The organism is Pedobacter segetis (assembly GCF_016623585.1).
GTDB classification, from domain to species: Bacteria; Bacteroidota; Bacteroidia; order Sphingobacteriales; family Sphingobacteriaceae; genus Pseudopedobacter; species Pseudopedobacter segetis.
This window is the reverse complement of record NZ_JAEHFY010000003.1, coordinates 1-23,778: the sequence shown is the minus strand read 5'-3', so window position 1 is coordinate 23,778 and position 23,778 is coordinate 1. Positions and strand designations below refer to the sequence as shown.

Annotated in this window: 18 protein-coding genes; 9 read left to right on the top strand and 9 right to left on the bottom strand. The window is 34.6% G+C overall.

All coding sequences use genetic code 11. The annotated features are described in order from the left end of the window. The first annotated feature begins 578 nt into the window (after positions 1 to 578). The 4 genes from I5M32_RS02415 to I5M32_RS02400 are packed head-to-tail and all read left to right on the top strand — an operon-like array spanning position 579 to position 4,106. Entirely contained in the window at positions 579 to 1,529 is a 951-nt protein-coding gene (locus I5M32_RS02415) for a glycosyltransferase family 2 protein (RefSeq protein WP_200584586.1), read from the top strand. A 2-nt stretch (positions 1,530 to 1,531) separates the two neighbouring features. Continuing rightward, positions 1,532 to 2,446, top strand: coding sequence for a glycosyltransferase family 2 protein (locus I5M32_RS02410; RefSeq protein ID WP_200584585.1), 915 nt, complete (start codon positions 1,532 to 1,534; stop codon positions 2,444 to 2,446). Next, positions 2,443 to 3,129, top strand: coding sequence for a transmembrane-type terpene cyclase (locus tag I5M32_RS02405; RefSeq protein WP_200584584.1), 687 nt, complete (start codon positions 2,443 to 2,445; stop codon positions 3,127 to 3,129). Before I5M32_RS02410 ends, I5M32_RS02405 begins: the two co-directional genes overlap by 4 nt. 2 nt (positions 3,130 to 3,131) lie before the next feature. Further along, on the top strand, positions 3,132 to 4,106 hold the full coding sequence (locus tag I5M32_RS02400; RefSeq protein ID WP_200584583.1) for a UbiA family prenyltransferase: 975 nt from the start codon (positions 3,132 to 3,134) through the stop codon (positions 4,104 to 4,106). A gap of 15 nt (positions 4,107 to 4,121) precedes the next feature. Here the strand turns inward: I5M32_RS02400 and I5M32_RS02395 are convergent, their stop codons facing one another. Both I5M32_RS02395 and I5M32_RS02390 read right to left on the bottom strand, forming a co-directional pair. Further along, positions 4,122 to 5,024: a hypothetical protein gene (locus tag I5M32_RS02395; protein WP_200584582.1), complete on the bottom strand. Its 903-nt coding sequence runs from the start codon at positions 5,022 to 5,024 to the stop codon at positions 4,122 to 4,124. Between the two features lie 740 nt (positions 5,025 to 5,764). Then, the gene (locus I5M32_RS02390; protein WP_200584581.1) at positions 5,765 to 6,793 is read right to left on the bottom strand and encodes a YncE family protein; all 1,029 of its coding nucleotides are present in this window, start codon (positions 6,791 to 6,793) and stop codon (positions 5,765 to 5,767) included. 142 nt (positions 6,794 to 6,935) lie between these two features. Between I5M32_RS02390 and I5M32_RS02385 the strand changes: the two genes are divergently transcribed. From I5M32_RS02385 to I5M32_RS02370, 4 genes are all read left to right on the top strand, one after another. Continuing rightward, positions 6,936 to 7,598: a phosphatase PAP2 family protein gene (locus tag I5M32_RS02385; RefSeq protein ID WP_200584580.1), complete on the top strand. Its 663-nt coding sequence runs from the start codon at positions 6,936 to 6,938 to the stop codon at positions 7,596 to 7,598. A gap of 71 nt (positions 7,599 to 7,669) precedes the next feature. Further along, a complete protein-coding gene (locus I5M32_RS02380; protein ID WP_200584579.1) occupies positions 7,670 to 10,117 on the top strand; it encodes an outer membrane beta-barrel family protein in 2,448 nt (815 codons plus the stop codon). An 85-nt stretch (positions 10,118 to 10,202) separates the two neighbouring features. Further along, positions 10,203 to 10,538 carry a PadR family transcriptional regulator gene (locus I5M32_RS02375; protein ID WP_200584578.1) on the top strand — a complete coding sequence of 112 codons (336 nt, stop codon included), beginning with the start codon at positions 10,203 to 10,205 and terminating at the stop codon, positions 10,536 to 10,538. Continuing rightward, positions 10,538 to 11,215, top strand: coding sequence for a hypothetical protein (locus I5M32_RS02370; RefSeq protein WP_200584577.1), 678 nt, complete (start codon positions 10,538 to 10,540; stop codon positions 11,213 to 11,215). Before I5M32_RS02375 ends, I5M32_RS02370 begins: the two co-directional genes overlap by 1 nt. Positions 11,216 to 11,284: 69 nt before the next feature. On the opposite strand, the gene I5M32_RS02365 is transcribed toward I5M32_RS02370, so the two are convergent. The 5 genes from I5M32_RS02365 to I5M32_RS02345 form a co-directional block, all read right to left on the bottom strand. After that, on the bottom strand, positions 11,285 to 11,584 hold the full coding sequence (locus I5M32_RS02365) for a type II toxin-antitoxin system RelE/ParE family toxin (RefSeq protein WP_200584576.1): 300 nt from the start codon (positions 11,582 to 11,584) through the stop codon (positions 11,285 to 11,287). Continuing rightward, positions 11,568 to 11,801, bottom strand: coding sequence for a hypothetical protein (locus I5M32_RS02360; RefSeq protein WP_200584575.1), 234 nt, complete (start codon positions 11,799 to 11,801; stop codon positions 11,568 to 11,570). The genes I5M32_RS02365 and I5M32_RS02360 overlap by 17 nt, the downstream gene beginning before the upstream one ends. A gap of 116 nt (positions 11,802 to 11,917) precedes the next feature. After that, positions 11,918 to 12,748, bottom strand: coding sequence for a 5-dehydro-4-deoxy-D-glucuronate isomerase (gene kduI / locus I5M32_RS02355; protein ID WP_200584574.1), 831 nt, complete (start codon positions 12,746 to 12,748; stop codon positions 11,918 to 11,920). A 60-nt stretch (positions 12,749 to 12,808) separates the two neighbouring features. Then, positions 12,809 to 13,570 carry an SDR family oxidoreductase gene (locus I5M32_RS02350; RefSeq protein ID WP_234461837.1) on the bottom strand — a complete coding sequence of 254 codons (762 nt, stop codon included), beginning with the start codon at positions 13,568 to 13,570 and terminating at the stop codon, positions 12,809 to 12,811. Positions 13,571 to 13,604: 34 nt separating this feature from the next. Next, the gene (locus tag I5M32_RS02345) at positions 13,605 to 14,759 is read right to left on the bottom strand and encodes a DUF4861 family protein (RefSeq protein WP_200584573.1); all 1,155 of its coding nucleotides are present in this window, start codon (positions 14,757 to 14,759) and stop codon (positions 13,605 to 13,607) included. Between the two features lie 758 nt (positions 14,760 to 15,517). Here I5M32_RS02345 and dnaE point away from each other — a divergent pair. Next, a complete protein-coding gene (dnaE, locus tag I5M32_RS02340) occupies positions 15,518 to 19,885 on the top strand; it encodes a DNA polymerase III subunit alpha (RefSeq protein ID WP_200584572.1) in 4,368 nt (1,455 codons plus the stop codon). An 858-nt stretch (positions 19,886 to 20,743) separates the two neighbouring features. Here dnaE and I5M32_RS02335 read toward each other — a convergent pair. Together I5M32_RS02335 and I5M32_RS02330 are read right to left on the bottom strand one after the other, a co-directional pair. Continuing rightward, on the bottom strand, positions 20,744 to 21,283 hold the full coding sequence (locus tag I5M32_RS02335) for a T9SS type A sorting domain-containing protein (protein ID WP_200584571.1): 540 nt from the start codon (positions 21,281 to 21,283) through the stop codon (positions 20,744 to 20,746). Between the two features lie 487 nt (positions 21,284 to 21,770). Beyond that, on the bottom strand, positions 21,771 to 23,778 hold a 2,008-nt coding region (locus I5M32_RS02330; protein ID WP_200584570.1), incomplete at its 5' end, for a beta strand repeat-containing protein.

Genomic DNA, 23,778 nt, shown 5'->3' with positions numbered 1-23,778 from the left:
TGATAGGTTGACCTTCAGAATTTATTCAGAAATAGTGAACATTCACTTAATATTAGTTTAACTTAAACCGCATCATTAATAGAATTAAAGTGGGTGTTTTGCCTAATATTTTATTCAAAAAGGATTATGAATGATGGGTACGAGGTATTATAGAAATTTCTTTCTCTTTCTACGTGAAAGCGTTGTGGAACTGAACCTCAAAATAATCAATCGCTAAGCTTAACCAGAACATCTGCAGAATTTAACGTTTATTTTATATGAATAGAAAGATGGAGGCTTGAAACATAAGAGATATTACAATTTGCGAATAAAAATGCAAGCCGAATTCTTTTGATCATCATCTCTGGATTTTTGTTCCTAATCATTTTGGTTTTGGTTTTTCCGTCATCTTGGATATACCATGAGTTTTCCGAGGAAGTACAATAACATCATAATTCTGTTTTAAACTGCATCATCAAAGCCATTAGTTGATTTATGTATTAGGCTACCAACAATCACAAACACTATTTAACCTTTAATGTTGCATTGTTGAAGTATTAAAATAACTTTGCCGCCTATGAATTTCTTAATTACACATCTTGTTAATTGATAATAAACAGCCTTTAGTTTCGGTGATTATACCAACTTTTAATCGTGGTTATGTTTTACATAAAACAATTGAGTCTGTACTAAATCAAACTTATAAAAACATTGAGATTATCGTTGTTGATGATGGTTCTACAGATAACACAAAAAAAGTTGTTTCAACTTTTGGAAACAAACTGTTTTACATACAAAAATCACATTCTGGCCAAGGAGATACAAGGAATTTGGGCCTGCAATATGCTAAAGGAGAAATTATTGCCCCGCTAGATTCGGATGATACTTTAAATGAAGATTTTTTAGAAAAAAGCGTTGATTATATGCTTGATCATAATTTAGATATGTTTTTTTCAAATTTCATCCATTGTTTTTCTAAAAAGAACCTGAAAAATGAACTTTCTTATCTTTCAAAAAATAAAAAAATATCAAATAATGAATTTTATTTATTTGATTATCAAGAATTTAGAACTGTTCTCTTTAAAGAAAGTCCGTCTCCAAGTTCAAGTTCAATCATTCAAAAAAAATGTATTCCTTTTGGATGGAATCCCAAAGTGAATATTGGGGATGATATGTTTTTGCTATTCGAAATGATGTTCAAAAATGCAGATTGCCGGGTAGGCTTTACCAATCAAGTACTTTGGAGAAAAAATGTAGATAATAGTAATATCTGTGATAACAGAAAAGGTGCAGAATTTAGGAAATTACACATTCAGGATTTGCAATTGCTTCTCCATACATTTGAATCATACATGAATGATTTTGAACGAAAAACTTTAAACCTAAAAATTCTTCAAAATAAAATGCTGGTGGCCTATTATTTATTTTTTGAAAAGAATAACAGCAAAGAATTAAAAAAATTGTGTAAAGAGATTTTTGCTAACCCTAGTTTATTATTTGTTGCTCTAAAAGAAGGGGTTACAAAAGTTATACGCAGAAGAATACTTTAACAATGTACATATCTGATATAAACAGCGTATCAAAAAAACCATTGGTCTCTGTAATTATTACAACTTTAAACAGGGCCAATGTTCTAAAAAATGCTATAGATAGCGCTCTAAATCAGACTTATCCACACAAAGAAATTATCGTTATTGATGATGGCTCTGAAGATGGTACAAAATTACTTTTAAAATCTTATTTGGATAAAATTAAACCGATTTTTAAACCAAATACTGGTAAATCTCATAGTAGAAACATAGGCCTAGGTATTGCTAAAGGGACTATTGTCGCCACCTTAGACTCGGATGATGTTTGGTATAAAGATTACTTAGAAAAAATTGTTAATTATTTATTGTTTAAGAATTTAGATATAGTTTTTGTTAGATGTGCCATTCATGGGTTCAAATTTCAGAAATATACACAAAGCAAATATCATGTTTTCGAGTATGAAAAAATTAGAAAATTAATACTATATAACTGTCCTGCGCCAACATCGGGTGTTGTTATGAAAAGAACTATTTTAGGGATCGGGTGGAACAATGAATCAATGGAATATGAAGACTGGCATTTACAAATAGCGTGTATTGTGAAAAATAAAGATTGTAGAGTAGCTTATGTAAATGAAATTTTGTGGGAAAAAAGAGAGGATGATGAGGTAAAGAACAAATTAAAAACTACCATACAAAACCAACGAAGAACGAAAGACACTGTAATTTTATTAAATCATTTGAAAGCGGTTTTAACAAAAAAAGAATACAAAGTAATTGAGCAAAATTTATTAAAAGACACGCTCAAGTTATTGTATGTTTTGATAAAAAATGGAGATGATAAAAAGCAATTTCTCCAAAATTTTAATACAATTTTAAGCAAACCAATTTTACTTATTAATATGATATTCTCGGTTTTAAAAAATAGGATCACATGAATTATTTAATTGCATTTATGGTACCAATAGGGGGATTCTTTTGGGCAACTGCTTACTTTTTAATTATTTTGAAAGGGATAAAAGACAAAGCACATGGAATGCCTCTTATTGCAATGGCCTTAAATTTTACTTGGGAGTTTATCCATGTATTTATTTATCCTTCAAATGGCATTTCTCTCTACTTAAATTTCACATGGTTTCTTTTAGATTTAGGTATTGCTTTTACTTATTTTAAGTATAGTTATAATTTCTTCCATTTGTTTTATGCTATTAGAAAACCACATTGGCTAATACTAAGCTTATCCGTATTTTTGATAGGATTTATGCTTAATTTATATGGCGAACAATTTTTTTCTCAATTGCAAAATATAATTACTAAAGATTTTATTTTCGCAGAGGTGCTAGTTGGATTTATAGTGTATCTATTTGTGCCTGCTTGTATGGTTGCCATGCTTTTTCAGAGAAAAAACTCTCGCGGGCAATCTTTTCTAATCGCATTTTCATTCACTATAAGTATAATTTGCTATGTTATAGAGATTTTATTCAATCCTTATCATCATCAGTGGGGCAATTCGTTTATGATGATGCTAATGGCAACATGTATAATTATTCAAGTATATTATGCTATATTGATATTTAACCAAATGAAAAAGGAAGGTAAAAATCCCTGGTCAGTGCTTTAATCATGGAGTTTATCCGTTTATCAACATGGCAAAATAAATTAGCTCCGTTTTTATGCTTAATTTATTCTTTTTTCTATAAAAACCCTAATATTGGTTTTCAAATAAAGGTAAAAACATTATTTATTTTACTTCTTGGAATTATAATTATAGCTATTTGGGCAAGTTTAGTTAATAATTATTATGATATAGAATTCGACATTAAAGTTGGGAAACCCAACGGAATGGCAAAATTGAGGCCAACCACCAGAAAATTGACACTAGCTTTAAGTATTGTTTTTGGCTTAATTTATTCCTATTTTTTATTAAACCATAATTTAACAATTATTTTGTATGGTTTAAGTTTCATCTGCTTTTACTTATACTCTTCTAATGCCATAAGACTAAAAGAAAAACCATTTTTAGATTTACTTGCGGATGGTTTAGACTCTCAACTTTTCCCCTCTCTCTTTATTTTTGCCTTTCTTTTTAATGCTAATTTTAGCAACAATTATATTTTTGTTTTTTCGGGTGCACTTTGGCTTTTTTTCTCTATGGGTATAAGAGCATTAATAATGCACCAATATCTTGATGAAGAGAAAGACAAGGTGGTAAGTTTAAATACTTATGTTGTAGGTAGTGATCCAGCATTAAAAAATAAGATTGAATCTTCTCTTTTAATTCTTGAAATTTTCTCTTTTATTATTTTTGCCTTTTCTATTAATTGGATTACGTTTTTTATTCCAATTTTAATTTATGGAGTATTCATATTCACAATTAAAAAGAAATTATTTAGCCTAAAATTTGTGTATTTCCGTTGTAATTCTACAAGTAATTATCGAATCTTCATGTATGATGCTTATACGCTCTTTACCTTCTGCACCTTAGCCCTACTTTGTTTGCAAAATACTATAAACTGTGTTTTTATTGTTTTTCATCTTTTAATGTTCCATACCTTATTTATAGTAAAAACCTGGAATTTTCTAGCAAAATCTAAATAGGCGTTGATGTGGCTATCACAAAAATATTTTATATGTTTTGTTTTTGAATAATGCAGCAAATATCCCAATTATTAAACCTAAAAACATAAAAGGTAAGATGATGATAATATTGGATTGATTGCTTTTGAATACTGGAATTGATGCATATTCTAATACTTGGATAACAGGGGTATCTTCTTGTATTTTAATCTTCATTTGTACCAACGATGCTAATAAATCGCTTTTCACTTCTTTTGATAAACCTTCTTTTGGAGTGTTATTAATCAAATTCTCAACAAATAAAAGTTCTTGTCGGGCTTTTTTTGTTCGATATTTAATAATGAAATCTATTAAATAATCTATCGTATAATTGGCAATTTTGGCAGCAACTATTTGATCGGGCATTTCTACAGAAACTGATACAACTTTATTTTTTGAAGTACTAATTTCAATCCTTTTTTGAATGATCTCTTGATAGCTATATGCCCCTACCTTATCAAATTCTTTTTCGTTTTGATGAAATACACTCTCTGGCATTAGCCTGGTATTGCAATAAGTTTTAAAAAGTATTTCTTTTGTATTGGCTGTTTCTACCTTCTTAGATATTAGGTAATCAAAAAAAGCTTTAGTGTTAATTATTTCTCCGTATAATTCTGGTCTGGTTATGTCTGTATTGTACACGTCAGAATTAGAATTATATTTTTTTAGTATTTCATATAACCCACCCAAACCATTTGTTGGCTTACTTGCAACTTCAGGCATAATTTTACCAACTGCCACAAACTTTGGTTCAGAATTATAATAAATAGCATAAAATGAACCAATTATCACTGAAAGAAAAATTGCTATTAATATGATTTTTTTCTCCGCTTTAATAATCTTTAAAAAAGCATGTAAATCAATCTCTATCTTACTTTCATTATTATCTATATCTTCCAAAATTACTGGTTAAATGTTCATAATAAGTTAATATATGGGGTTATTTCTACCTAAAAGTAAGTTGTACCATTAAATTATAAGACCTGCTTTTTTAGCAAAATGAAAATTTTCATAATGGACTGACGCACAAGCTATAAGCCCATTCGTCTTATCTGAAGGGTATAAAGTCAATTGTTTAAATTTGTTGATGTCCACAATTTAGTTTCTCACTTTTCGGTCTTTATGGTTTCAGGTGAGTTTGCAATGACCAAGCTTTTCAGCATAAATCTTACTTCGAAGATATAAATTTTTTGTGTTCTTCAAACTACTTAAAATATCTTGTTATCTGTAAGCCTATAAAATATCGGTTTAACAATTTTGGTAAAATTTGTTTGTAATTCGTTAAAATTAATGCTTTCAGTTAGCTAGCTTATAAACTTACAATTTTACCTGTAAAAACTATCAAAGCAGAAATGCAAAAACGCAAGGTATCCGTAAAACGGATCTATAACAAGGCCACCTTTAAATATTTTGCGCCCGATAAGCTAGGATGCCCAGTTTCCATGTTATCAGTTTATTTTGGCTATATGGGTGGTTTAACTGGTGATGAAGCAATAAATAACTGTCTCCATTACCCCTTCTATCTTGCTTCTTCCCTCCTGCATCCTGCTCCTCGTTTCTTTAATCTTGTTACTTATGTCCTGCTGGCTCTCACATATTGTGACTTGTTATTTCTGTCTTGTTTTCCAGATTCCCTTCTGCTATTCCCCAATCTCTAAAACATGGAAAGTACCGGGTAAAATTCTTGGGCGTGGCCTTGGGTTTTGGTCTGTTGGTTTTACTGCTTCGGTTTTAGCGGTAGAAACAAATAAATGATGTGTTATTGGGTTTAAAGCAATTGTTCTTGCGCCAAACTCTGTTTCTATATTTTTTACTAACTCAAACTTATTGGCATTTTCCTCTTTAACTACGGTAATAGTACCTTCTCTGTTAGAAGAATAAGCGTTTTTATACATTGGATCAAACGCTACACCATCGCAATCCCCAATCTGGAATTTCGCTAAATTTTTCCCTGTTAAGGCATCCATTACGATCATTTGTTGGTTGCCACCACAACCTACAAAAAGTCGGTTTGTGCTTAAATCTATCGCTAAACCAGATGGTTCTTCGCCACCTTCTAATTTGTACCTATGCTTTATTTGATAGGTCTTTGCATCAAAAACAACCACTTCATTAGTAGTTTCTATATTTACAAAAACCAATCCTTTATCATTAGAAACAGCTGTTTCTGGCTTTCCTCCCAGTGGGATAGTGGCTACAACCTTATCGGTAATTGGATCAATCACAGTAGCATCTTCACTTTTACCGTTACAAGTGAATATCTTTTTAGAATAATCATCATAAAAAATAGCATCTGGGTTTGCGCCAGTTTCTATCTTTTTTAAAGTCTCATTGGTTTTAATGTCAAAAACGGTGCAGCTATTATCCTTCCCATTACTTATATACCCTTTATTTAAACTTTTTACCAACACAATCCCGTGAACGCCGATGGTATTCTTTATGGTATAGATTTCTTTGCCCGTTTCTATATTGAGGATATTTACCTCATTCCCATGGGATACATAAACCGTTTTATTGGGTGCATCAACAGTTAAATAATCCCAGCCGCCATCGCCATTTATGGGGAAACTTTTTATAACATGATAGTTAGAAACATTTTGTGCGTAGCTGCTTAGGGAAGTGGCCATCAATAAGATGCTTAATGAGGCCAAGATATTTTTCTTTAACATATTTTAAGATTTTACGCTATTTAAAGTTCAATTCTGTAGAGATTCTGAAGAAACCTGATCAACTGCAAAGCTTAACCTAAATATCTTCAGAATTTAACATTTCTTTTATATTAGGCCAAAGTTTGGGCTTAAAGCAAAAAAGATGTTAAAACTTGGGAATAAAAATGCAAGGCGAATTCTTTTGATCATCATTTCTGGATTTTTGATCCTTACCATTTTGGTCTGGGTTTTTCCATCATCTTGGATAGATCATGAGTTTTCTGAGGAAGTACAAGAATATCACAACTCTGTTTTAGACTTCATCATGAAAGCTATTAGTTGGTTTGGTTTAACTTATCAGTCTGTAATATCTGTTGTTTTAAGTGCTGCCATTCTTTACATCGCAAAAAAAAGAAAAACGGCTTATTTTTGTTTAGCTACACTTTTGGTTGCTTTAATTACTTATTTGATAAAGGTTTTGGTAAACAGACCACGGCCTGGCAAAGATTTAGTTAGGGTAATTATAGAAGTTCAGCATCAAAGCTTCCCAAGCGGCCATGTATCTTTTTATATTGCATTCTTTGGGTTCATAGCCTTTATATTGTACCACCATAAATGGTTAAATCATACGCTTCGTTCAATAATCATTTGCTTTTGTATGTTTCTGATTTTAACCATCCCTATTTCTAGGATTTACTTAGGTGCACATTGGTTTAGCGATGTTTTGGGCGGGTTTTTACTGGGGACGGCTTATTTATGGATATTGATTTTAATTTATTTGAGGGTTATTAAACGCGATAGTTTAAATAAGGTTAAGCGATCGTAACAAATTTAATAACTACTAATTTACTTCAGATTTTCTTCTTAATTCTGTGAAAAATTTAGTTCCCCCTGTTTATGATGAAATATACTTTCTTAGCCTTTGCCTTATTTTTCAGTATATCTTTAAAAGCTCAAAAAATTGGTAAAATCAGTGGTGCTGTTATAGATTCTGCTTCCCATACCCCTATCGATTATGCTTCTATCGGGCTTTACAAAACGGGGAGCAACAAGCCAATTGATGGCGTGGTAACCAATGAAAAAGGAGAGTTTACCATCGGCAATATTAATTTAGGAGAGTACAAAGTTACCATAGATTTTATAGGCTATAAGCGTAAAACGATTGATAACCTTAAACTTACCGAACAAGATAACCAGGTTATCTTGGGCAAGGTTATTTTGATATCATCTAGCAAATTGTTAAAAAGCGTTACCGTAACAGCAAACGCACCGATTATACAAAATAAGATTGATAAAATTGTTTACAATGCCGAGAACGACCTTACCTCGCAGGGCGGTGTAGCTACCGATGTTTTAAAAAAAGTGCCACAAGTTTCGGTTGATATTGATGGGAATGTGCAACTTTTAGGGAGTTCTGGGGTAAAGTTTCTGATCAATGGCAAACCTTCGTCTATTTTTGGCAGTAGCGTTGCCGATGCGCTACAATCTATACCCGCAAATCAAATAAAAAGCGTGGAGGTAATTAGCAGCCCAGGAGCTAAGTACGATGCTGCCGGTACTGCGGGGATCATCAACATCATCTTAAAGAAAAACAACGCTTACGGTATTAACGGAAGTATTAATCTATCGGCGGGAACACGTAGAAACAATGGCTCGCTTAATTTAGGGGCTAAAAGGGGCAGTTTTGGTATCAACACATATTTTAACGGAAACAACCAGCCTAATACTACTAGTTTAAACGGATTAAACAGAAATTCGTTTTTTGCAGACACTACCAATAACCTAATCCAAGACGGAAACAGTAAAATCAATAGGGGTGGCATTAGAACTGGTTTGGGTTTGGATTGGGATATCAACAAAAAAAACAATATCAGTGCTTCTGCTAGTTATAATTCTTATAATTATGATAATCAAAACTTTAACAATCAAAATATAAAAACTTTTAAAGGCAATCAGCTTTTAAATAGCGAAGCATCCTTGTTAAATGCCAATAATCATTTTAATGAACGCTCTGTGGATCTTTCCCTTGCGTATAAAAAAACATTTAAAAAGGCCGATGAAGAACTTAATATAGAAACCAATGCCAGTTTGGGCAACAGCTCTTCCTCGTTTAATCAAAATCAATCGTTACTAAATTTAAACCCATTTTCTGGCTTAAAGAGCAACAACCAAGGTGCAAATAATGAAGTGGAAATTAATCTGGATTATACCTACCCTTTAAACGATAATTTTGTATTAGAAACCGGTGCAAAAACCATCATCAACCACATCAATAGCAATGCGCTTGTATATTCTTTAGATAACAACTCCCAAGAATTTGCTCCAAATTTATCACAAACCAATAGTTTAGATTATAAACGCAATATTTATGCGGCTTATGTTTCTGGTACCTATAAGCTTTTAGGTTATTTAGATGTAAAATCTGGTTTGAGGTATGAGCGCACTTTTTCTGATGCATACTATTCTCAGGTGGGCAAAATAAATATAGACCCTTACAATACTTTTGCCCCATCTATAGTGATTGCGCATAATTTTGCCAATAAGAATAGTTTAAAATTGAGTTATAGCTACAGGATAGAAAGACCAGATTATGAAGATCTAAACCCGTTCTTAGATCTATCAGACCCTAGAAATGCGAGCACCGGAAACCCTAGCCTAAAACCAGAAATTGGTAATAATTTTGAATTTGGCTTTAATAAAAACTACAAAAAAGGGGGCAACTTAAACATATCCTTATTTTTTAGACATAATGATCAGGATATAAAATCTTATTCTACATTCTATCCTTCTTATGTTGTTGGCGATTCTACCTACAAAAACCTGACATTAAGTACCCGTTTAAATATTGGGCAAGAAATAAGGGAAGGCATAAGCATATCTGGCTCTATACCGTTTGGCAGCAAACTAACCGTACGCCCAAATATGTACATAGCCAATCAAAATGTTATTGATAAATATACCGGAGGACCAAATATTAATGGTTTTAGGGCGAGGATAAATTTGAACGCCAGTTATGAGTTTAACCCTAATTTTAGCGGCGAAATGTTTGGCAGTTATAACGCTCCAGAAAACAGCATACAAGGCAAAAGACCTTCTTTTTTATTTTATAATCTGGCATTAAGAGAACAAATTCTTAAAAAGAAAGGCAGCATAGGGTTTACGGCTACCAATCCATTTAATAAGTATATCCGTCAAGAAACTACAATTAACGCAAGTAATTCTATCAAAACATCCTACCGTCAAATCCCTTTCCGTTCTTTTGGGTTAACTTTTGCTTACAGGTTTGGTAAACTAGATTTTAAAAAAGACGACCCCAACAATAGCTTACCAGCAGGTTTAAATTAACAATATCTTTAATTTTATTGGTTCGTTTTAATAAATTTATATACATAATAAAACTATGTATATAAATTTTAATTATATTTGTTTCATGAATTCAAATTCTATGTTAAAAGGCTCTATACAAACTATTATTTTAAAGTTGTTGGCACACCAAGAAAAAATGTATGGATACGAGATTTCGCAAAAAGTTAAAGAAATAACCAATGGTCAAATCATTCTTAAAGAGGGTGCTCTTTATCCGGCCTTGCATAAATTAGAAGCAGATGGTTTTTTAGAAACTTATACAGAAGTTTTTGAAAACAGGGTAAGAAAATATTATTCGTTAACAAAAGAAGGCAAAAAAGAAACTGCATTAAAACTGAGCGATGCGAAAGATTTTATTGCCAACCTACAACTATTGTTAAACCTTAAAATTGCTGATTGATGAAACTAAACCAAAATGAAAAAGCTTGGGTTAATAAATTGGTATATCAAAATGTTAAATACAATGAGACCTATTATGAGGTTATAGATCACGTAATTTCTGCTTTAGAAAACGAGCAAGATGAAAACATTACTTTTTATCAAAAGTTAAATCAAATTTGGGATGAAGATTTTGGAGGCTATGAAAACTTACCCTATTTGGAAAAGCAAAGGGAAAAAGAGGTCAGTAAACAAATTAATAGAAGATATAGGCGATTATTTCTAAATTATTTAAAGTTTCCGTTAATCTTAACCACAATTACTTTAAGTTTATTATTTGGCATTTCTGCGGTTTCTTTTCTCTCCAGAATATCTTTGTTTTTTTTGCTTCTTTTACTGATTGCTGTACCTAGTATTATAAGTTGGTTAATGTTTTGGAGATTGAAACTATATGATTTGGTTAAACCCTCTTTAAGAGATAAAAGAATTTTCCGTTACAGAGATTTTGCTTATAGATTTTTTTATATTTTAGTGGTATTACCAATTGCATTAGGGCATATTTTATTTGATTATTCTTTTGATATTGATACAATCTATACCCCATTATTTATTCTTATCGCCGTTGTTTTTATCATCCATACTCTAAGTTATTTTAAACTTTACAAAGAAACTTTTAAAATGGAATTGGCAAAAAGATAACTAATTTTAAAAACCTAATAAATCAATACTCATTAGGGTGTTTAACAAATTCTTTGAATAGCAGGTATATTAAAGTTTTGTTTTTTCTATGCTTTGCCGATTGGAAAAAAAAGATAAGATTTGGATATCGTGGTTTAATACACGAAAATACAATGTATTATATTTTAAGACAATAACTTTATAAGTATTTAAAAAGTCGGTTTTGGGAAATATGAAAGGGTTTTGCTCTATTAAATTTAAAGTTTTTTCAATCTTTAATGCTAACTTATTAATTTCTTTATCTGAAAAGTTTTCTTGCAGGTAGCTTATTGTTTGTTCAAGTTCTTTTAACGCATGGCTAGTCCACTTAATACTATAACCACTTTTCATATAGTTTTTTAGCAAGGGAACGCTCAACTAAATTTCCCTTATCGGCATCGGCAATTCCTTTATTTATAGATTCTCTTTCTTCAGAAGATAACCTAGGATACCAATCTTTAGAATTTTCTTTTTGAATTTCTAAAATTTGATCAATAACTTTCTCATCTTCAACGGAAGATAGCCACTGAATTAATTCGTTTTTAGTGTCTATTAAAGTATTATCCATAATCCCCTGCTATATCAAAAATACAAATTTTAAATGATTAAGCTAATAACTTAATTTTTAAATTGGTTTTAAAAAAATAAAAAAAACCTAAACACTCCTTTAAAATTATTAAATCCCTACTTCAAATCAATAATTTTTACAGGATCCATATCTCCGTAATCCTGGTTTTCGCCACCCATTCCCCAAATAAAAGAATAGTTGCTTGTACCGCAACCAGAATGTATAGACCAAGGTGGGCTAATTACCGCTTCATTGTTATGAATGGTGATATGACGGGTTTCTTGTGGTTCTCCCATAAAATGGAAAATAGTTTGGTCTTCGGCCAGATCAAAATAGAAATAAGCTTCCATCCTACGATCATGAACGTGGGCTGGCATGGTATTCCAAACGCTTCCCGTATTCAAAATGGTTAAACCCATTACCAGTTGGCAACTTTGGATACCATCGGCAAAAATATATTTATAAATAGTTCTATGGTTTGATGTTTCTGCTGCTCCCAATGTTACCGGAGTAGCATCAGATTCTTTCATTAAAGTGGTATCATATTCTTTATGTGCCGGAGTGGATAATATGTAGAACAATGCAGGTTTATCGGCGGAAGCAGAAGAAAAATAAATATTTTTACTCCCTCTACCAATGTAAAGACAATCTTTTTTGTTTACATCATAAGTTTTACCATCAACTTCAATTTTACCGTTACCGCCTACGTTGATAATACCCATTTCCCTTCTTTCTAAGAAATAATTGGCCCTTAACATTGGGAAGTTTTCTAAATTCAATTTTCCCGAAGTTGGAACTGCGCCACCAACAATTACACGATCGTAATGGCTATAAGTAAATTTTATTTCTCCCTTAACCATTAATTGATCTACCAAAAACTGCTCACGCAACTCTTCGGTATTCATCCCTTTTACTTCTTTCTGGCTGTTGTGATATCTCTGTTTCATGTCTTTTATTCTCTATTTTGAATTTTTAATTAGCTTTTGGCATTTAGCTTTAGGCTTTATTTATCGTCCCATCCATCCACCATCAACGGTAATGATGGTTCCGTGTACATAATCTGATGCTTTTGATGCTAAGAAAACCGTTACCCCACCAAAATCTTCGGGTTTTCCCCACCTTCCGGCCGGTATCCTTGATAAAATAGATTTGCTCCTATCCTCATCATTACGCAAAGCCTCTGTATTATCCGTAGCGATATAACCCGGCGCAACCGCGTTCACGTTTACACCTTTACTTGCCCACTCGTTCGCAAAAGCTTTTACTAAGCTACCAATTGCGCCTTTACTTGCCGCATATCCCGGTACGGTAATCCCTCCTTGGAAAGTTAATAAAGAAGCCGTGAAAATTATTTTACCAAAACCTTGTTTTACCATTCTAGCACCAATTTCCCTTGTTAAAATAAAAGGGGCATCTAAATTAATGGCCAAAACACTATCCCAATATTCGTTTGGATGTTCCGCCGCAGGTGCCCTCATGATCGTACCTGCATTATTTACCAAAATATCTATTTGAGGATTTTCATCCATTACTTTTACAATAAATGCCTCTAAAGATTCTCTATTTCCAAAATCACAACGGTAAGGCTTAAAGGTTTTGCCCAATTTTCTAATCTCTTTTTCTGTTTCGCCATCACTCATTGGCATATTTGCAGATACACCGATAATATTTGCCCCGGCGGCAGCTAAAGCTAAGGCCATCCCTTTTCCTATCCCTTTGTTACAACCTGTAACCAAGGCTATTTTACCGTTTAAATCAAATAAATTCATTATCAATTATTTATCTCTTATTTCTAATCCTCAATTAATTTACGCTTACTTTTAAAGGCTGTTTTAATCTTTGGCTAAAGTTTTTTAAATAGCTAAACCAAGCACTTTCATCCTTAAAATTACCGCTTTTGCTCCATCCGCCTCCTTGATAATATTCTAAATTATTGTTTTTATCAAGCTTGCTGATGATCAATAGATGTTGATCTGTGGTTTTTATGTTTTGGATGCTTTTGGCGGGTACAATAACCCCTACCCCAATATAACCATTAACTTTTGCATCCCCTAAATCCCAGTAAGCTACGTAATTATTATCTAAGTCTAATTTTGGTTTGCCGTCGCCGCTATGTGTTGTTACCCCTGCTGCAATGGTTAAATCATGCTTATCGTAATGATTGGTCACTTTATTTAATTGCGATCCTGCATCTAAAGAAATGGTTTTTGTTTCTTTAACCATTTTACCATCAACCAAAAATGGCTTATAGGTTAGTTCAAAACTGATCCTTATGGGCCCTTGATCTAAAATTTTATAGCTAGTATAATTGATGGGGTAAATAATTTCGTTGTCAACTATTGGCTCGGCATCACCGGCACCTAAAGTCATCCCAACGTGATATGCGTCAACCCCATCTCCATTATCATGGTGATAGTTATCCAATTTATACCATTCGTTAATGATCAGTTTATTAGTCCTTTTTGCCCAAAAATCTATCCCTTTTGCCATCCCCGAATTCCCTTCCAAAGCTTCGCCATACATCCTAAACGCCACCAGGTTGTTTTCCCAAGCAAAATCATCAAAACGCTCTGTTGCCTGCCTGCCAAATGCTTGTTTTGGGTAATCGGTTGGCTTACCTTTTTTTATAGAGAATTTTCGACTAGAATTTGCAGCCGCATCGGTTTGGAAAATAATAGATCGTGGATCTGTTTGCCCGTTGTAAATCACTTGCGAAGGGATTTCTTTATTGGCAGCCAAATCTGTTACCACTAACTCGCTAGGGTTAATGGTTCCCAATCTTTTTAGAGATGCCCAAGCAATCTCAATAGTTTGTGCCTTTTTATCGATGTTGGTATTGTTGGCTACGCTAACCGTAACGGTCCCAACATTCGTTTTTTGTGAGCCGCATGACGAAAATACGAAGGTTGCACAAAGCAAACAAAGCGTTAAAAGTTTTAAAAAGTTTTTCAGTTTCATAAAAGGTTAATTAAACTTTATGGATGTTTAATGATTATCAAGCTAATATAAATCGTTTTAAATAAAATTGAAAAAAGGAAAGTCTAAACAAAGCATTGTTTGATTTAGATTATGGCTTTTAAGCTTGTTTAAAGACAGCTTTTAAGCATCGCAAAGGATTGCATAGAATTATTTTATTTAGTGTTTAATAAAAGCACATCCCGGGAAATTTAGATGTCAGGTTAGCTGCAAAAAATAAAAAACCACCTATTGATTTAAACAAGTATTTCGGAAAGGTAGATTTTAAAGTTGATGGACTAAAAACATCAACTAGAGATTAGGAATGAATAGAAACAATTTAAGATTGAATAATTGACAGAATTTGTTTAAATTCTTTCTCAAAACTTGCCAACGAGATAATTTTATAATTCATTTAAAAGGTCTTCAGCATTTCTACCCTCGGCTTTACCTATTTTAATTAAATTAAGTTCTTCAACAGCTTCTTTCAAATTTTCTAAAACTTCAGCTTTATAAACAGAAATTTGTTTGGCTTTAACAAAAGAAAAACTTTCTAATAATTACATAACAAATTGTGCCTTAATGTCTTTAATGTCTAGAATAACTTTCATTTTATAAGTGTTATAAACCTTATTTTCCTTTCATCCCAATACTTTTCAACACCATAAAATCACACTGATTTTTTGCTAAATTTGAAGATAGCGTTCAAAATTCTAGAACACTTTCTAATATTCTCATTCATAAAAAGATAAGCTTTTGCTATGTACTTAATTTTTGATACCGAAACCACCGGATTGCCGAAACGTTGGGATGCGCCCTTTACCGATACCGATAATTGGCCGAGGTGTATCCAAATTGCGTGGCAATTGCATGATGAGATGGGAAGGCTAATTTCGCATGAAGATTATTTAGTTAAACCCGATGGTTTCAATATACCTTATGATGCAGAAAAAATCCATGGGATTTCTACCGAATTAGCACAAGCACAAGGGATTTTATTATCAGAAGTTTTAGAGAAATTCAACTTGGCTTTAAGCCAAACAAAATTTATTGTTGGCCAAAATTTAGGTTTTGATATCAACATTATGGGCGCAGAATTTCATCGCTTAGGCTTTGATAATTTACTTACCAAGCTCCCAGTTTTAGATACCTGTACAGAAGTTACCGCAAGTTTATTACAATTACCAGGCGGGCGTGGAGGAAAATTTAAGCTCCCAAACCTTACAGAATTACACCAATATCTTTTTAATAAACCATTTGCAGAAGCCCATAATGCCACTGCCGATGTAGAAGCCACAGCCCGTTGCTTTTTTGCCTTGATAAAAAGAGAGGTTTTTACCATTGAACAATTACAGGTTGATACTGATTACTTCCACGCTTTTAGAACTTTAAATCCTGAAGAAATTCAGCCCGTTGGTATCAAGCACATCAATTTAAAAGAAGAATCTCTAAGGCTAAAGGCAGAAAGCAAAAAGCTTAAAGCCGATTTTAACACCGCAGATAAGGATGCCAATTTAGCCGATTTGGTTGATATAGATTTTGTACATCTGCATAACCACACCCAATTTTCGGTTTTACAATCTACCATTTCTGTAGCTAGTTTGGTAAAGGCTGCGGCAAAAAATAAGATGCCAGCTGTTGCCATTACCGATCATGCCAACATGATGGGCGCTTTCCATTTTATGGGTGCGGTTGCTAACCACAACAAATCGGCGAAAGCCAAAAATGAAGAACTTTTAGCAAAAGGAGAACAAACCACAGAAACCATCATAAAACCTATTGTAGGCTGTGAGTTTTTTGTGTGCGATGACCATACGGATAAAAAAAGGAAAGATAACGGTTACCAAATTGTGTTTTTGGCGAAAAATAAAAATGGTTATCACAATTTGGCAAAAATGTCATCCATTGCCTATACCGAAGGCTTTTATTATGTCCCCCGTATAGATAGGAACATCATTGAGCAATACAAAGAAGATTTAATTGTGCTTTCTGGCAACCTGTATGGCGAAATACCAAGCAAGGTTTTAAACCTTGGCGAGAACCAAGCAGAAGAAGCCCTATTATGGTGGAAAGAAACCTTTGGCGATGATTTTTATATAGAGCTGATGCGCCATGATCAAGAAGATGAAAACCGCGTAAACCAAACCTTGGTTGATCTTGCCAAGAAAAATGCCGTTAAGATCTTGGCCACAAACAATACTTACTATATCGATAAGGCAGATGCACACGCCCATGATATTTTGCTTTGTGTTAAAGAAGGGGAAAAATTAGCCACTCCTATTGGCAGAGGAAGGGGTTTCCGCTACGGGATGCCAAACCAAGAATATTATTTTAAATCTGGTGAAGACATGAAAAAGCTTTTCGCCGATTTGCCAGAAGCCATCGTAAACATACAAGAAGTTGTAGATAAAGTAGAAAGCTATACGCTTTACAGAGATGTTCTATTACCAAAATTTGATATACCTGAAGAGTTTTTGGTTGCCGAAGATGAAGCCGATGGTGGTAAACGTGGCGAAAATAAATACCTAGCACATTTAACTTATGTTGGTGCAGAAAAACGCTACGGAGAACTTACGCCAGAAATTAAGGAGCGTTTAGATTTTGAGCTGGCAACCATAGAAAAAACCGGTTACCCGGGATATTTTTTGATCGTACAAGATTTTATTGCCGAAGCAAGGCGATTAGATGTTTCCGTAGGCCCAGGGCGTGGTTCTGCGGCGGGTTCTGCGGTTGCCTATTGTTTAGGGATTACCAATATAGACCCCATTGCTTATGATCTGCTTTTTGAGCGTTTCTTAAACCCCGATCGGGTATCAATGCCAGATATAGACATCGATTTTGACGATGAAGGCCGTGGAAGGGTAATGGATTATGTAATCAAAAAATATGGTTCTAGCCAAGTTGCCCAAATTATAACCTACGGTACCATGGCGGCAAAATCTTCCGTTCGTGATACGGCAAGGGTTTTAGATCTACCGCTTTTTGAAGCCGATAAACTGGCCAAGTTGATCCCAAATATGAAATTGGCTAAAATCTTCAACTTAGACGATGCCGCTCTTAAAATTGCGCTCCGTTCTGAAGATATGGAGATGGTAAACCAACTTAAAAATATTGCAGGCGGAGACGATCTGAGTGCAGAAACTTTGCGACAGGCACAAGTTTTAGAAGGTTCTGTGCGCAATACGGGCATCCATGCTTGCGGTGTGATCATCACACCATGTGATATAACCAATTTTGTCCCGGTTGCCACAGCAAAAGATTCTGACCTTTACGTTACCCAATTCGATAACTCGGTGGTAGAAAGCGCCGGGCTTTTAAAAATGGATTTTTTGGGCCTTAAAACGCTTACGCTGATAAAAGATACCGTTAAGCTGGTCAAAAAAAGATTAGATATAGATCTAGATCCCGATCATTTCCCGATAGATGATGAAAAAACGTATGAGCTTTTCCAAAGGGGAGAAACCGTAGGTATTTTCCAGTATGAATCGCCAGGGATGCAAAAGCACATGAAAGATTTAAAGCCTACCGTTTTTGGCGATTTGATTGCCATGAATGCGCTTTATCGCCCTGGGCCGATGGAATATATACCAAGTTTTATCCGTAGAAAAAATGGCGAAGAGGTAATAACCTATGATATTGCCGATAGTGAAGAATATCTGAAAGAAACCTACGGCATTACGGTTTACCAAGAGCAGGTGATGCTTTTATCCCAAAAATTGGCAGATTTTACCAAAGGCGAGGCAGATGTTTTGCGTAAAGCGATGGGTAAAAAGCAAAAAGATGTTTTGGATAAGATGAAACCAAAATTCATCTCACAAGCTGCTGCCAAAGGCCATGATGCTAAAGTTTTAGAAAAGGTTTGGAAAGATTGGGAAGCCTTTGCAAGTTATGCCTTTAACAAATCCCATTCTACTTGTTACGCTTGGATCGCCTATCAAACCGCGTATTTAAAAGCGCATTACCCGGCAGAATACATGGCTGCTGTGCTTTCTAACAACATGAGCGATATTAAGCAGGTTACTTTTTTTATGGAAGAATGCAAAAGAATGGGCCTGCAGGTGTTGGGCCCTGATGTAAACGAATCTTATCATAAATTTACCGTTAACGATGAATACGCCATCCGCTTTGGGATGGGGGCAATAAAAGGCGTTGGGGCAGGTGCGGTAGAAACCATCATCATCAATAGGGAAAAAGAAAAATACAAGAATATTTTTGATTTTACCAAGAAAATAGATCTAAGGGCCGCCAATAAAAAAGCCTTAGAAAATTTAGTATTGGCAGGTGGGTTTGATTGTTTCAAGAATACCCACAGGGCGCAATATTTTTATGAAGAAAACAATACCACAGTTTTAGAACAAGCGATAAAATATGGCGCAAAACATAAAGAAAACGAAAATTCATCTCAAGGGAGTTTATTTGGCGGTAGTGCTGCCGTAGAAATGCCAGAACCAACCTTAACAGATTGTGAAGAATGGGGAAATATGCTCAAATTGGCCAAAGAAAAAGAAGTAGTGGGCATTTATATCTCTGGCCATCCGCTTGATGAGTATAGATTGGTACTGGATAAATATTGCAGCAAAGGCAACCTCACTATTTTTAACGAAATAGATAAAGGTGCCGACTTTTCTTTTAAAGTAGGCGGCATTATTTCTTACGTAAACCACAGACTTAACAAAGAAGGTAGAGGTTGGGCACAGTTTAAATTAGAAGGTTATGATGATATGTATGATTTTCAAATCTATAAAGATGATTATATGAAGTTTAAGCATCACTTAGTATTAAACAACTATATCTACCTAAAAGGAAATGTAAGCTATTACAATTTGCCAGACGGGGCGAGAAGAACTCGCCTAACCTATACCGATTTTTCAGATTTACGCGATGTCTTAGAAAAGCAAGCCAATAAAATCGATATTTGCCTAGAAATTGATCATATTAATGATGTTTTGATCCACGATTTGGATATGATGTTTGCTAATTATAGCGGATCCAAAAAACTCAACTTCATCGTATTGGATAAAAAAGAGAAAATCCGTATTGATCTACCTAGTAAAAGCCGACAGATTAACATTTCTAAAGAGCTTTTAAATAACTTGGACGAGCTAGAGCTGGATTATGTGTTGAATTGAGTTTTTTGCAACTCTTCTTAATCTGTAATTCTGAGGGTTAATATATTTTATACAAACCACCATGAAACGAGGTTAAAACCCATGATTTATCAACAATACAAGAGGCTTTATCCCAGAGCGAAGTCGATTGTGAGGCTGAGCGGAATCCATTGTCATACTGAGCGGAGTCCATTATCATGCTGAGCGGAGTCGATTGTCATGTTGAGCGGAGACGATTGTCATGCTGAGCGGAGTCGATTGTCATGCTGAGCGGAGTCGATTGTCATGCTGAGCGGAGTCGAATATCATGTTGAGCGGAGACGATTGTCATGCTGAGCGGAGTCGAATGTCATGCTGAGCGGAGACGATTGTCATGCTGAGCGGAGTCGAATGTCATGCTGAGCGGAGTCGATTGTCATGCTGAGCGGAGTCGAAGCATAAAGCCCAACGCACCCCCCTTCGACTTCGTTCCTTTAGACTTGTAAAAGTAAATAAGCAATAAATTTATGATCAATAAAGAAAAGGAGAAGTGCACTATAACATATACTCTGGGTGATGCCCAATTGTTGGGGGATAGATTTAAGTTTTAAGCCATTTATATTGATCGATATGAAATAAATATATACCCCTCCTGAAATGACAAAAAAGCCTGCCCGAATTGCAGGCGGGGATGCCTCTTCAATCTTTAACCGCTCTATTATAGTAAAAGAAAACAGTAATTGAGTACCATAAAAATAATTAATAATCGAGCCCAAGTTCCTAGATTATTGCCTAATAGGTAAACTTTAAAAACTAATTATCAAAATCAAAAAAAAACCGCTCCTAATGCTAGAAACGGTTATTGAGAATGTTAATTGATGAAGAGCGTTATTATATATTTTAGAACGATACTTTTGAAGATAAACCCGCAACCAATATTTTTTTAGAGTACACCTTTTTATTTGCTTCTACCCTTAGGGTATAAAGTGCAGCTGGTACATTCCCGAAAACAAAGTGCAATTGTTGCTTGCCTTTGGTTACGGCATAATCTTGTTTCTTTATGGGCTGCCCCCAAATATCCATTAAGGATACCTTTGCTCCATCATCATCTATTAAACCCAAAAGTATATCTACATAATTAATGGCGGGATTAGGGAAAGCTTCAATTTTGTTAGAATAAATATCCCTAAATGAGGGTGCATCCAAAGAAGCATAGTTGAAATTAGTTGGTTGTTGAAACCCTTGCGTTAAATATGTTGAGTTCCCGTCTGTTAATGTTTGCGTAAAATAAGATTGTCCTATCGTATATTGTAATGTTTCTCCAGTTGTAGATGTTGCAAAACCAGCTCCAGATGTTATCGCCAATCTTTCTACGCTTTGGCCGTAAGAGCTGTACCCTAAACCTGCCAGTAAAAATGAAAGTAAAATTATTGTCTTCATGCTAACCTTAAGACAAGTTTTACGCCGCTAAAAAAATTGGGTTACAAATTCCCCATAATATCTTATTTATTGATTATCATGAAAATACTGTAAGGTATAAAATCAAGCTTAAATGATACTCAGACATCGATTTTTATAATCTCATAAAAATTGGATAAAAATTAATTGAGTTTTAAAAACCACCTACAAAAAATTCAACTATGAGGAATACGCTCTTTAATTGAGTAATATTTTACCCTATTTGGGTAAATAAATAGCATTATATCCTATAAAATTTAGATAATGAAAAAATTTGAGGACTATCTTGATTTAAAAAACGCCTTATACGGGTATAATCTTAATTGGTTACGATAATTTTAAAATTAATCAAAAATATAAGGTTTGTTTTTCCCCATATTGTAGAAAATAATCAAAAAATCGATTCTTTGATTAAAAAAAATCCCCAACCTTAAAAGGAAGGGGATTATAAGGTTATCGTTTAAATAGCCTAGTTAATCTGTTGCCAATCTGTTCCATCTGATTGAATCATGATAACGGCCTTTGTATTTACTACGGTAGCACTATTTGAATTTGATCTTATATAAGTACTAATACCACAAGTATTTGTATTGTCTAAGTTTTTGATAACATAGGTCCTACCCACACAACTATTTGCAGCGGGTAAGGTAATATTGATTGCACTTACCGCAATTACGGTATAATTACTCTCGTTTAATGTAATATCAGTAGAGGTTCTTACTATTGAATTAGCCACCGATCCTTGTACCTGAAAGGTTGAATTAGCTGATGCGCCGTTGGTATTAACACCAATCCTCACGTTGTTGTTTAAACCGGTTCCTTGCATCCTTAGCATTTCCACGTTACCTGAAGTATAATTGTTTTTATAAAAAACAATGGGTTCATCACCATCATCTCCTACAATAAATTCCAATCTTCCGTTGTTACCTGTACCGCCACTCCCGATCTCAAAATAATCAGTACCTGCAGAGCTACCTTTTAATCTAAAGTTTCCGTCTGTGGTTGTAAAGAACATAGGTTTATAAAAATTAGCGGCACTTGCAGCAAATTGTATCGCAGAGGTTGTGCCATCGCCATTGATATACACCAATGGTTGATTGTTATTTGTATAATCGGTATAAGTTTGGGTAAGTCCCAATGTTTGCCTTCTACCAAACTGCAACATCTGGGTATTATTAGAGCCTATTTTAAAAGCAACATCATTGGTAGTACCTAAGAAACTAGCCGCTGTGGCATTTGTATTTCCTGTTAGTAACCAATTACTGGCTGCCGCTTCTGTTGCCGGTGCCCAAGCACTACCATTGTATTTCAACACCTGTCCGTTAGTTGCCGACATAGCGTTTATTTTGGCAGCAGTAATACTTCCATCTGCTATATCTGCGGTCGTTACCGCATTAGCGGCTATTTTAGCCGTAGTAATAGAATTATCTGCTAAGTCTGCCGTAGCTATCGTTCCATCTAAGATTTTTGCAGATGTTATCGCATTATTAGCGATTGTTGGTGCAGCTGCCGTACCAGATAAATCGCCCGCAAGCTGAACAACCCCTTTTGCAGAAGTAGTGGCATCAGATGCCCCACCAGCATTTGCTGGTACCCAACCCCCACCGTTCCAAGTTAATACTTGATTAGTGGTAGCACCTGCTTGTGCTAATTTATTTGGATTGATGGTTGCATAACCGATAGCATTATCGGTAACAGATGCTGACGCTAATTTGGTTGCATCAATAATTCCGCCCTGAAGTTTAGCACCAGAGATTGTACCATCAGCTATCTTTGCGTTTTGGATTGCCCCATCTTGGACCTGATAGCCTTGAACAGCACCTGATTTTATCTGCAACTGATTAAGCGAACCTTGAATGTCTCCGCCTCCGCCGCCAATACTTCCATAAATATCAACCCCAATAGTAGATCCACTTATTGATATTAGGCTACCCGCAGTGAGGCCAGCTGTAGTTCCATTTTCTCCCGCAATTCCAAAACTCCAAGAAGTGTAAGTCCCAGAACCAATAGTCTCATCTACATTAATCACTAAAGAAGTTCCTGAATATGAAGAAATAATCCCACCCATATATTTAGAAGTAGTATTGATAGCCCTAACCCTTTGCCCAGCAACATAAGCCAAACCAGCCTGAGTAGTAAAGGTTTTATTACCCGTACCAATGGCGTTAGATGAAGTTGAAGTACCACCATATCCTAAACCATTGGTTCCTGTTGAACCTGTTGAACCTGTATCGCCTTTTGCACCAGTTGCTCCAACAGCACCGTTTGCCCCCGTGTTTCCCGTTGCGCCTTGTAAACCTGTTGCTCCAGTTGCTCCTGCTGAACCTGTCGCTCCCGTGTTTCCTGTTGCACCTTGTAAACCTGTATCGCCTTTTGCTCCTGTTGCTCCAACAGCACCGGTTGCCCCCGTGTTTCCCGTTGCGCCTTGTAAACCTGTTGCTCCAGTTGCTCCTGCTGAACCTGTCGCTCCCGTGTTT